General features: G+C 59.4%; 8 protein-coding genes and 1 pseudogene. 8 read left to right on the plus strand and 1 reads right to left on the minus strand.

Going from position 1 to position 11,427, the window contains the following annotated elements:
- The first annotated feature begins 25 nt into the window (after positions 1-25).
- From CHU71_RS07840 to CHU71_RS07850, 3 genes are read left to right on the plus strand one after another with little or no spacing between them, the layout of a single operon-like run.
- Complete coding sequence (locus CHU71_RS07840; protein ID WP_147760717.1) at positions 26-1,261, plus strand: molybdopterin molybdotransferase MoeA; 1,236 nt, start codon at positions 26-28, stop codon at positions 1,259-1,261.
- Positions 1,262-1,293: 32 nt separating this feature from the next.
- Entirely contained in the window at positions 1,294-1,773 is a 480-nt protein-coding gene (gene moaC / locus CHU71_RS07845) for a cyclic pyranopterin monophosphate synthase MoaC (RefSeq protein WP_100086847.1), read from the plus strand.
- Between the two features lie 3 nt (positions 1,774-1,776).
- The gene (locus tag CHU71_RS07850; protein ID WP_147760718.1) at positions 1,777-2,379 is read left to right on the plus strand and encodes an NTP transferase domain-containing protein; all 603 of its coding nucleotides are present in this window, start codon (positions 1,777-1,779) and stop codon (positions 2,377-2,379) included.
- A 16-nt stretch (positions 2,380-2,395) separates the two neighbouring features.
- Here CHU71_RS07850 and CHU71_RS07855 read toward each other — a convergent pair whose 3' ends face one another.
- Complete coding sequence (locus CHU71_RS07855; protein ID WP_147760719.1) at positions 2,396-2,878, minus strand: molybdopterin-binding protein; 483 nt, start codon at positions 2,876-2,878, stop codon at positions 2,396-2,398.
- Between the two features lie 232 nt (positions 2,879-3,110).
- Between CHU71_RS07855 and CHU71_RS07860 the strand changes: the two genes are divergently transcribed.
- From CHU71_RS07860 to narI, 5 genes and pseudogenes are all read left to right on the plus strand, one after another.
- Positions 3,111-4,436 (plus strand): NarK/NasA family nitrate transporter, encoded by a 1,326-nt coding sequence (locus CHU71_RS07860; RefSeq protein ID WP_147760720.1) that lies wholly within the window; start codon positions 3,111-3,113, stop codon positions 4,434-4,436.
- A gap of 32 nt (positions 4,437-4,468) precedes the next feature.
- Positions 4,469-8,195, plus strand: a pseudogene (locus CHU71_RS07865) (nitrate reductase subunit alpha).
- Positions 8,195-9,790 (plus strand): nitrate reductase subunit beta, encoded by a 1,596-nt coding sequence (narH, locus tag CHU71_RS07870; protein WP_147760721.1) that lies wholly within the window; start codon positions 8,195-8,197, stop codon positions 9,788-9,790. The pseudogene CHU71_RS07865 and the gene narH overlap by 1 nt, the downstream one beginning before the upstream one ends.
- Before the next feature lie 17 nt (positions 9,791-9,807).
- Positions 9,808-10,626, plus strand: a complete 819-nt coding sequence (gene narJ, locus CHU71_RS07875; RefSeq protein WP_147760722.1) for a nitrate reductase molybdenum cofactor assembly chaperone — start codon at positions 9,808-9,810, stop codon at positions 10,624-10,626.
- Positions 10,627-10,635: 9 nt separating this feature from the next.
- Positions 10,636-11,418 (plus strand): respiratory nitrate reductase subunit gamma, encoded by a 783-nt coding sequence (gene narI, locus CHU71_RS07880; RefSeq protein WP_147760723.1) that lies wholly within the window; start codon positions 10,636-10,638, stop codon positions 11,416-11,418.
- Positions 11,419-11,427: the final 9 nt, after the last annotated feature.

Raw genomic sequence — 11,427 nt, forward strand, 5'->3', positions numbered from 1 at the left:
GGCTTAAGGATCTAGTTTGAAAAACATGCGCACCCCACAAGAACACTTCGATGCGATAATGTCTCACGCCCGGCCGGTGCCGGTAGAGGTATTTCCGGAAGCCCAGCCGGTCAACGAGAAACTTTTGGGCCGCGTTGTTGCAGAATACGTCACTGCGCGCCTAGCGGTGCCGCCGTTTAGCAACTCTGCGATGGATGGCTTCTTGGTGCACGTACAGGATCTGGTTGAGCTGCCTGCGCGTATGCCCGTCGCAGGCGACGTTCCGGCGGGCCACGCCCCCAAGGAGGTGCCAACGGGCAAGGCAGTGCGCATCATGACCGGCGCGCCGGTTCCGGAGGACAACGATGGCCTAGTTGTAGTCCCGGTGGAGTTGACCGATATTCCAGCCGGCCCACACGAGCTGCCGAGTGAGGTCACCATCAACGAGACGACCAGGCGCACGCACATCCGCCCGAAGGGGGAAAACGTTCGGGAGGGCGCGACCATCGCCAAGCCGGGCACCGTGGTCGATGCCGGCCTTATTGCCGCGCTGATTTCGGCTGGCATCACGCATGTTCGCGTCTACCGCCCCGTTCTCGTAGGCGTGGTCTCCTCCGGCGATGAACTGGTCGAGGGCTCAAGCCTCGAGCCGGGCCAGCTACCCGATTCGAATGGGCCGATGATCGAGTCGCTGATTCGCTCCACCATCCCGCACGCGGTGGTAACGCACATGCGCTCTTCCGACGCCCCGGAGCAGCTGCGCGAGACGATTGAGCAGCTGTTTCATTCCCACGAGGTAGTAATCACGACGGGCGGTGTTTCCGCCGGCGCCTTCGACGTTACGCAGACCGTGCTCCAGGCCGCAGAGGACTGTGAGGCTTGGTTCGGCGGGGTCAAGCAAAAGCCGGGCACGCCGCAAGGTTTTTCCCTCTATGGGGGTTTGCCGGTTATCTCCCTGCCGGGCAATCCCGTAGCGGCGTTTGTTTCCTACCACCTTTATGTTTCGCCTTTCCTCGAGGCCTTGAGCGGGCGTCCTGCCCGCACGAAAGTCTGCAGCGGGCGCACTATCGTCGCGCGCGCCGGGGAGGAGTTCCCCGTGGCACACAAGCACGGCACGGCATTTGTGCCCACGCGCTTGGAGTTCGGCGAGTTCGTCGTGGCGTACCCCTTTGCCAGCGGGTTGAGCAGCCACTTCGTGGCCTCACTCCACGGCACGTGTGGCCTGGTTGAGGTGACCTCCGAAATTCAGGCTGGCGATGAAGTCCGCGTGGTTATCTATTAATTCTCGATTAGGCCTTAATTAGACTAGAACCCATGAAATTTACCCATCTCAATTCCTCCGGCTCCGCCTACATGGTGGATGTGACAGAAAAGCAGCCCACCGTCCGCTCCGCTACCGCGCAAGGCGAGGTTGCATGTTCTCCTAAGGTTCTTTCTGCGCTTCGCGACGGCACGGTCCCCAAGGGCGACGTGCTAGCGGTCGCGCGCATCGCCGGCATCTCGGCGGCCAAGAAGGTTCCGGAACTGCTTCCTCTCGCCCACACCATCGGCGTGCATGGTTGCTCGGTCGATCTGGAAATCCGAGACGACCACGTCTTCATCGAGGCAACGGTGCGAACCGCCGATCGCACCGGTGTGGAGATGGAGGCGCTTACCGCGGTCAACGTCGCGGCGCTGTCCATCATCGATATGGTCAAAGGCGTCGACCGCTCCGCATTTATCCGCCGCTGTGGGATCACCGCAAAGTCCGGTGGCCGTTCCGGCGACTGGAGCCGCGAGCTTCCTAAAACCTAGGCAATGCTGAACTACAAACCGCACGAGCTAGGAGTCATCATCCTGGCAGGCGGCCGCGGCACCAGGATGGGCGGGCGCGATAAGGGTTCGGTGCGTGTGCGGGGCGAAAGGCTTGTCGACGTGGTGCGCAGACGGCTTCCTTATGGCGCGCCGGTCTGCGTGGTTTCCCCGTTTCCGCTGGGCCTGCCGCAGGTATGCGAAAATCCGCTTTTTGGTGGGCCTGCAGCTGGCATCGCGGCAGGCCTGAAGAACCTGGAAGCACGTAGTTTAGCGCCACTTCGCTATATCGCAGTGTTATCTGTGGATGCGCCGGATTCGCCCCAAATGCTGCCAAAGTTGTTGAAAAAACTCGCCGCCTGCGAAGCACAAAGCTCGATTCCCTCGGTAGCGGCGGCTTTAAGCGGCGATTTTATTCAGCCGCTGTGCGCGCTGTGGCACTACGACGGCCTGCGCCAAGCGGTAGATTCCTTCGACTGCCTGCACAACAAGTCAGCCCGCAGGCTGTTGCACGCAGTCCCCCGCCTCATCGCGGTGCCGGGTACAGGCGCGGAAATGGACTACGATACTTTGGCTGAACTCGCCGAGTGGGAGCGCCGCCGAGCTTAATAAGTAACCACGCTTATCATTTACCCTTCGCGTCCCGAAAGATATCCCCGAGCAAAGGGAGAACGACACCCAAGGTGTCAGCAACTGCGCCGCGGGAGGACGCGGAATTGATAATCAGCGAGCCACAGCCGCGGTCAGTCATGCCAATGACCCCGCGGGAAAGGCCAGCCTTGTGCGAATTCTCCAGACCTTTGAGCAGCACCTGGGTTTCCAGCCCGTGCAGGCGGGCTGCGATGAACTCTTCGGTTACTTCAGGTGTGTAGTTGGTGGGACCGACGCCAGTACCTCCGATGACCACAATGACGTCGACGCCGGCCCGTACTTGCTCGCGCAGCGCTTTGGCCACGCGGGCGTAGCCTTCCGCAACGACATCGTGGCTCACCACTTCGAGTCCCTGAGCCAACAAAAGCTCCTCGGCCAAGGCGCCTGCAGAATCAGGCTTTGCGCCGTTCAAAACGCGGTCAGCAGTGACGATTATGGCAGCGGTGGCAGGTTTCATTTGGGCGTCCTTTCCCTCGGTTTAATGGTGTGACATTTTTAACAGAAGCAAGCCATAAGCAGCAGTTTCCTACCCCTTGATGGGTTAACCAGCGAAAGGTCGGCATGTGAAATATTTTCACAACACTAACGTTTCCTAATTAAACTCGAAGAATTCCGTAGAAAATTCCTCTTTTTAGGATAATTGAAACTACATTAGAAAGAGAAAGTTTCTACGAGAATACCGAGGAATAATGACTGCACTTGATACGTCGGGCAAGACCATCCAAGGATGGAACCCCGAAGAAAAAGACCACTGGGATTCCAAGGTTGCGTGGCGAACCTTGTGGGTTTCCACCTTCGTGCTGATCATCGGTTTTGCAACGTGGTATCTCGTTTCCGCAATTGCACCGATGCTCAACCAGATCGGCTTCGATCTCAGCAAGAGTCAGCTGTACTGGCTGACCTCCATTGCAGGCCTCGCATGCGGCTTATTCCGCCTGCTGTTTATGTTCCTGCCACCTATCATCGGCACCCGCAAGCTGGTGTTCGTGTCCTCCCTGCTGTTCATCATCCCGATGCTCGGCTGGTTCTTCGCCGTGCAGGACACCTCCACCCCGTACTGGTGGCTTTTAACCTTGGCTTTCCTGTCCGGTATCGGCGGCGGCGTCTTTTCTGGCTTTATGCCTTCCACCGGCTATTTCTTCCCTAAGCGCATGTCCGGCACCGCCCTCGGCCTGCAGGCAGGCTTGGGCAACTTCGGTATTTCCTTCATTCAACTGGTTGCGCCGTGGCTGATGGGTTTTACCCTCCTGGGAATCGGCTTCGTGGCACCACAGCGCACAGATGATGGCGCAATCTTCGTGCACAACCCAGCAATCTTCTTGGTTCCATGGGCACTAGTTGGTGCTGTTCTCGCATGGATGCTGCTCAAGGACGTTCCAGTCAAGGCAAACTTCCGCCAGCAGATCGATATTTTCGGCAACAAGAACACGTGGATCTTGACCGTTGTCTACTTGATGACCTTCGGCGCTTTCTCTGGCTTCGCGGCTCAAATGGCGCTTCTTATCAACCAGACCTTCGGCGCCGATTCTCAGTTTGCTGGCCAGTTCGATGACCTGCCGCGCGGGGCTGCCTATGCCTTCCTCAGCCCGCTGATCGGCGCGCTGGTCCGCGCGCTGTGGGGCCCGCTGTGCGATAAGTTCGGCGGCGCTATCTGGACCTTCGTCGGTTGTGTAGGCATGACGGTGTTTACTGCCCTTTCTGCACTCTTCTTAAACCCCTCCGACCCGAGCGAGTTCAAGGGCTTTTTGACCTGCATGCTCATCATGTTCTTCTTCACCGGTCTGGGCAATGCCGGCACCTTCAAGCAGATGCCAATGATTTTGCCGAAGCGTCAGGCAGGCGGCGTCATCGGTTGGACTGGTGCCATCGGCGCCTTCGGCCCGTTCGTCGTAGGCGTGCTGCTTTCCATGATGCCGGCCGCCACGTTCTTCTGGGGTTGCGTTGTGTATTTCGCAATCACCTCTGTTCTCGTGTGGATCTACTACGCCCGTCCACGCGCGCCTTTCCCCGGCTAAACCACGCCTTCCTAAAGGAGTAACCCACCCCCATGACTGAAAATAAATCCGGCCCCAGCTCCCTTTTCAAGCTCGGCGCCTATCTGCGCAAAGGCGAAGCCAGCGACTCTGGCCAACAGCTTTTTTGAAGGGCGGCAGGCAGGCAGATGTCTTCTACCGTAACCGCTGGGCCTTCGACAAAATGGTTCGCTCTACACACGGCGTCAACTGCACGGGTTCTTGCTCGTGGAAAGTCTACGTCAAAGATGGCGTCATCACCTGGGAATCCCAGGCCGTGGACTACCCGACCACCGGCAATGACATGCCGGAATACGAGCCGCGCGGATGCCCTCGTGGTGCTTCTTTCTCCTGGTACACCTACTCGCCTACCCGCGTGCGTTATCCCTATGCGCGCGGCGTTCTGGTGGACATGTTCCGTGAGGAAAAGCTAAAAACGGCGGCGACTCTGTCCTCGCATGGCGTGCCATCCAAGAAGATCCTGAAAAGCGCAAGGCTTATATCTCCCAGCGTGGCAAGGGCGGCCTGATTCGTATCAGCTACGAAGAGGCAATCGACATCGCTGCTGCGGCGCACGTTTACACCATTCGCAAGTACGGTCCGGACCGCATCTTCGGCTTTACAGTTATTCCTGCCATGTCGCAGGTCTCTTATGGCGCCGGCACCCGCTTCCTGCAGAGCATCGGCGGCGTCGCTCTGTCCTTCTATGACTGGTACGCCGACCTGCCGCCGGCATCCCCCCAGACCTTCGGTGATCAGACTGACGTGCCGGAATCCGGTGACTGGTACAACTCCTCCTATCTCATGATGTGGGGCTCCAACATCCCTGTGACCCGTACCCCGGATGCACACTTCATGGTGGAGTCACGTTACAAAGGCACCAAGGTCGTCGTGGTTTCGCCGGACTTCGCTGACAACACAAAGTTCGCCGACGAGTGGGCCCGCATCGAGCCGGGTTCTGATGCCGCTTTGGCTTTTGCCATGGGGCATGTCATTTTGAAGAAGTTCCACGTTGAGCGCCAAGAACCGTACTTCTTGAACTACATGCGCAAGTACACGGACTCGCCTTTCTTGGTCACCTTGGACAAGCGCGAGGACGGCACCTATACCCCAGGCAAGTTCCTCACAGCTTCCCAGGTCTCCGATGCGGAGCTGAATTCCTCGCCAAACGCCACTCACCGTGGCCTGGTCATGGAAGAAGATGGCAAGGTAGTCGATCCGGGCGGTACCGTCGCTGACCGCTGGGACAATAACTCGGCGAAGTGGAACCTCTCCCTCGACAACGCCGATCCTGTCATGTCCATCGCAGAGACCGATTCCTTCGAGACCGCCGAGGTACTCTTCCCGCGCTTCGACCTAGATGCGGATCCAGCCGACATCGGCACCGACAAGCCAGTCGGCACGGGCATCGTGCACCGCGGTGTGCCGGTTCGTCGCGTCGACGGCAAACTCGTGACCACCGTCTTCGACGTCATGCTCGCGCACTACGGCGTCAACCGCGAAGAGCTTAACTTGCCAGGTTCCTGGCCGACGGACTTCTACGATGCCTCCGAAGTGGGCACGCCAGCCTGGCAGGAAGGTCTCACCGGCGTGCCTGCCGATACCGCCATCCGCATCGGCCGTGAGTTCGCGCAGAACGCCGCAGATTCCAAAGGGCGCTCCCAGATCATCATGGGTGCCGGCGTCAACCACTACTTCCACGCAGATACCATCTACCGCACCTTCTTGGCGCTGACCTCGATGTGCGGCACCCAGGGTGTGAACGGTGGCGGCTGGGCTCACTACGTGGGCCAGGAGAAGCTGCGCCCTATCAACGGCTGGACCCAGTGGGCCATGGCCACCGACTGGCAGCGTCCTCCGCGCCACATGATTTCGACAGGCTTCTACTACTTCGCCACCGAGCAATACCGCTACGACAACTCCCGCGCCTCCCATCTGGGATCGCCCCTGGCCAACCACGGTGTCATCGGTGACAAGATGGTCTCCGACACCATGGCTGAGGCTATGCGTCGCGGCTGGATGCCGGCTTACCCGCAGTTCAACCGCAACAACCTATTACTTGCGGCAGAGGCAAAGGAAAAAGGCGTCGACATCAATGACTACGTTGTAAGCCAACTCAAAGATGGCGACCTCGAGTTCTCCTACGACAACCCTTCGGCAGAAGAAAACTGGCCGCGTATTCTTTTGAACTGGCGTACCAACCTGCTGGGGTCTTCTGCAAAGGGCACCGAGTTTTTCCTGCGTCACTTGCTCGGAATCGACTCCGATGCCACGGCCGAAGAGCTCGCTGCCGAGGATCGTCCGCGCACCATCAAGTGGGTTGATGAGGCTCCTGAGGGCAAGCTCGACCTCATGATGACCACGGACTTCCGCAATACGTCGACCACCTTGGTCTCTGACATCGTGCTGCCAGCAGCTACCTGGTACGAAAAGCACGATATGTCCTCGACGGATATGCACCCATACCTGCACTCCTTCAACGCGGCCATCAACCCGCCGTGGGAGGCGCGCACCGACTTCGAGGTCTTCCGCGACCTCGCGGCTTCGCTTTCTGCCAAGTCCGCAAAGTGGCTCGGCGTGCAAACTGACATCGTCACGCAACCGAGGCACCACGACTCCCCCGATGAGTTGGGCATGCCAAACGGCATTGTGCCCGACGTCGAAAAGCTCGGCTTGGTGCCAGGGGTTACCATGCCGAAGCTGCATGTGGTGGAGCGTGACTACACCAAGATCTATGAGAAGTGGACTCACTTGGGCCCGCTGCCGGCCAAGGCCGGGACTGCAGTGCATGGCACCAAGTTCAACGTGGAAAAGCAGGTCAAGGAGCTTGAGCTCATCTGTGGAACCTCGAAGACCTCGATGGGTGAGCTCATTGACCTGAGCAAAGACACAAAGGTCATCGACGCCATCTTGCACCTGTCCGGTGTATCCAACGGCGAGCTGGCAAAGCAAGGCTTCGAGTATCTGTCTTCGCGCACCGGCCGTGACATGACACCGCTTGCGGCCTCCGATGAAGACGTGCACATCAGCTGGGATTCCATCAAGGAGCGCCCGACCGAGGTCATCACCTCGCCGGAATGGACGGCTGACAAGCGCAATAAGCGCCGCTACACGGCGTTTAGTATCAACGTCGAGTTCGACAAGCCATGGCACACGCTGACCGGCCGCATGCACTACTACATCGACCACGATTGGTTCATGGACTACGGCGAGGCGCTGCCTATCTTCCGCCCGCCGCTTGATCATCTGCATATGCACGGCGAATTCGCGCCGGGCCAGACCTTGCAGAATGAGCGCGGCGAGGTCGAGGTCACCCTGCGTTATCTCACCACCCACAACAAGTGGTCGATTCACTCGCAGTACTTCGACAACCTGCACGTGCTGTCTATTTCCCGCGGCGGCCAGGTGGTCTGGATGTCGGACAAGGACGCCGCAAAGATCGGCGTGAAGGACAACGAGTGGGTTGAGGTCTACAACCGCAACGGCATCGTGTCCGCCCGCGCCATCGTCTCCCACCGCATCCCGGAGGGCACAATGATCTGCAACCACGCCCAGGAACGCACCGTTGGTACCCCAATCAATGAGTTCACCGGCCGCCGCGGCGGCACGCACAACTCGCTGACCCGTATCTCCATCAAGCCGGTCCACATTGCCGGCGGCTACGGCCAGCTGACCTATCACTTCAATTACATCGGCCCAACCGGCAACAACCGCGACGAAGTCACCCGCGTGCGCCGTCGCTCCCAGGAGGTTTCTTACTAATGAAAGTCATGGCCCAAATCTCCATGATCATGAACCTGGACAAGTGCATCGGCTGCCACACCTGTTCGGTCACGTGTAAGCAGGCATGGACCAACCGCGAAGGCACTGAGTACATCTGGTTCAATAACGTTGAAACTCGTCCCGGCGTGGGCTACCCGCGCACCTGGGAGGACCAGGAAAGGTGGAAGGGCGGCTGGGAGCTTACCGGCTCTGGCAAGCTCAAACCCAAGGCCGGTGGACGCTTGAAGAAGCTGGCTACCCTGTTCCATAACCCGAACCTGCCGACCATCCAGGACTACTACGAGCCGTGGAGCTACCAGTACGAGGATCTGATGGGTGCCAAGGCTGGTCAAAAGACCCAGCCCACCGCAAAGCCGGTCTCTCAAATCGATGGCCGCGAAATAAACAAGATTGAGTGGTCTTCCAACTGGGATGACAACCTGGGTGGTTCTGTTGAGACCATGGACCAGGACCCTACCCTGCACCAGATGAATCTGCAGGTAAAGAAGGAGATCGAGGACTCCTTCATGTTCTACCTGCCACGCATCTGCGAGCATTGCATGAACCCCACCTGCGTGTCTTCGTGCCCTTCCGGCGCGATGTACAAGCGCGCTGAAGACGGCATCGTGCTCGTGGATCAGGACCAGTGCCGCGGCTGGCGCATGTGTGTCTCGGGCTGCCCTTATAAGAAGGTTTACTTCAACCACAAGACCGGCAAGGCCGAGAAATGTACGCTCTGCTACCCGCGCCTTGAGGTAGGTCAGCCCACGGTTTGCTCGGAAACCTGCGTGGGCCGCCTGCGCTACTTGGGCGTCATCTTCTACGATGCCGATCGCGTGGCCGAGGCTGCCGCGACGCCGAATGAGCAGGACCTCTTTGAAGCGCAGAAGTCCATCATGCTGGACCCGCATGACCCTGCTGTCGTAGCTGCCGCACAGAAAGAAGGCATCCCGCACTCCTGGATCGACGCCGCGCAGAACTCGCCAATCTACGATCTCATCTTCAAGTACAACGTCGCGCTTCCGCTGCACCCGGAGTACCGCACGCTGCCGATGGTCTGGTACATCCCGCCGCTTTCGCCCATCGTGGACCAGGTAAGCGCCACCGGCAATGACGGCGAGGACCACAAGATCCTCTTCTCCGCGCTGTCTAACATGCGTATTCCGCTGGAATACCTCGCAGGTCTTTTCACCGCAGGCGATACCGTGCCAGTGGAAAAGTCGCTGCGCCGCCTCGTCGCTATGCGTTCCTACATGCGCGATATCAACTTGGGCAACGAGCCGCAGGAGGAGATTGCACAGGCCGTCGGCATGACCGGAGAGGACATGGTGGCTATGTACCGCCTGCTTTCCATCGCCAAGTACGACGACCGCTACGTCATCCCGACTGCCTCCCCAGAGACCCCGCGTGGCATCGCTTCGCTGGATCCTTTCGGCGACGTCGACCCGGCACGCGCTTCCGAGGACGTCTTCCACGACTTGGGCATGGGCGCGCCGGAGGCCTGCACGCACGGCGCGGCAGCAGGTTCCGGCACGGTTTCCCTGCTGTCGTGGACTGGTGACCGCCCCGATTCGATGTTCCCAGACCGGGACTAGGGGGGTAAGTCTGAAAGATGAATATCTTTGAAAAACTTGCCGCCCGTGCGGCTCAACCTCCGCAAGATGACGCCGTGGCAGGATTCGGCACCGTCAGCGGTGTGCCTGCCGGCATCGGCTCTTTGGGCGGAGCTTCCGATGTCAAGCGCACGGCACGCACGCACACCGGCCAGGTCCCCACTGACTTCGTGACACCGGTGGCGGTCGATGAGACCCAGCGGCGCATCGTCGCCATGGCGGCCAGCGTCTTGCTGCGCTACCCGGAGGAGGATTTTCTCTCCCATTTGGACGTGGTCCAGGACCAGCTCGACCAGCTACCAATGGCGCTGGCAACGGATTTCATGGGCTTTATCGACGCCGCCCGTACCGCGGGGCTGCGCGCACTGCAGGAGCACTACGTTGAGACCTTCGATCAGCGTCGCCGCTGCTCGCTGTTTTTGTCCTACTACGCCGTCGGCGATACCCGGCAGCGCGGAATGGCCATCTTGTCTTTCTCCCAACAGCTTGAGTCATTTGGTTTCCAGCTGGCAGAAAATGAATTGCCGGACCACCTCTGTGTGGTTCTGGAAGCGCTAGGACTCGCCGAGGGCGAAGACCATGCGCGCGCCGTTGAGATGCTGGCGAGCTATCGCGAGGGCATAGAGGTGCTGCGTGCTGCACTTTCACAACAGGATTCGCCTTATGTGCGCCTTATCGTCGCCGTGTGCAAGGCGCTGCCGGAGGTAGATGCCGAAACCGCTCAGAAATACGTCGATCTCATTCGTACCGGCCCTCCAGCTGAGATGGTGGGCATTGCTGATCTTCCTTTCCCCACTGCCCAACCTGATCTCGTTTAAGGAGCACTCATGGATTATTTCAACAACTTTTTATGGGGTGCCTTCCCGTGGCTGGCCATCGCCGCGTTTTTCGTCGGCATCTTCTGGCGCTGGCGCACCGACCAATTCGGTTGGACCACGCACTCTTCCCAGATCTATGAATCGAAGCTGCTGCGCCTTTCCTCCCCGCTGTTCCACTGGGGCATGGTCTTCGTGGTCATCGGCCACCTGATGGGTCTAGCTTTCCCAAAGTCGTGGACGCGGGCGGTAGGCATCAGTGACCACGCTTATCACCTGTTAGCGACGATCCCTGGCTCCATCGCGGCGGTCGCCGTGATTCTTGGCTTCCTGGGTCTGCTCTACCGCCGCATCGTTAATCGCTCAGTGTTCCTGTCCACCTCGAACTCGGACAAGGTCATGTACTTCTTCCTGGCGCTAGCGCTGCTGTCTGGCACCATCGCGACGTTTAGCACCCAGGTCTTCGGCGGACCTCAAGGCTATGACTACCGCGAAACCATCTCGCCGTGGCTGCGCCAACTGCTGATCTTCAACATCCACCCGGAGTGGATGGCTGATGTTCCCTGGCAGTTCAAGGTCCACGTCTTGTGTGGTTTTACCATCATCGCCGTCTGGCCTTTTACTCGCCTGGTCCACGCTTTCTCAGCGCCGGTTGGCTACGTCACCCGTCCGTACGTGGTCTACCGTTCCCGCGACCAGCGCACTACGGATATGCGCTCGCACACTGCGTGGGAGCCGGTGCGTTCCCACCGCGCGCAGCTCGACGCCAACGAGACTCCTGCCCACGGTGCCTAAGCACTAGAT

The sequence above is a fragment of the Corynebacterium sp. LK14 genome (assembly GCF_008042215.1).
Lineage (GTDB): Bacteria > Actinomycetota > Actinomycetes > Mycobacteriales > Mycobacteriaceae > Corynebacterium > Corynebacterium striatum.

Bases quoted from the DNA above. Each gene is read 5' to 3' on its own strand.
- CHU71_RS07840 (WP_147760717.1), top strand. From the start codon at position 26: ATGCGCACCCCACAAGAACACTTCGATGCGATAATGTCTCACGCCCGG.
- moaC (WP_100086847.1), top strand. From the start codon at position 1,294: ATGAAATTTACCCATCTCAATTCCTCCGGCTCCGCCTACATGGTGGAT.
- CHU71_RS07850 (WP_147760718.1), top strand. From the start codon at position 1,777: ATGCTGAACTACAAACCGCACGAGCTAGGAGTCATCATCCTGGCAGGC.
- CHU71_RS07855 (WP_147760719.1), bottom strand. From the start codon at position 2,878: ATGAAACCTGCCACCGCTGCCATAATCGTCACTGCTGACCGCGTTTTG.
- CHU71_RS07860 (WP_147760720.1), top strand. From the start codon at position 3,111: ATGACTGCACTTGATACGTCGGGCAAGACCATCCAAGGATGGAACCCC.
- narH (WP_147760721.1), top strand. From the start codon at position 8,195: ATGAAAGTCATGGCCCAAATCTCCATGATCATGAACCTGGACAAGTGC.
- narJ (WP_147760722.1), top strand. From the start codon at position 9,808: ATGAATATCTTTGAAAAACTTGCCGCCCGTGCGGCTCAACCTCCGCAA.
- narI (WP_147760723.1), top strand. From the start codon at position 10,636: ATGGATTATTTCAACAACTTTTTATGGGGTGCCTTCCCGTGGCTGGCC.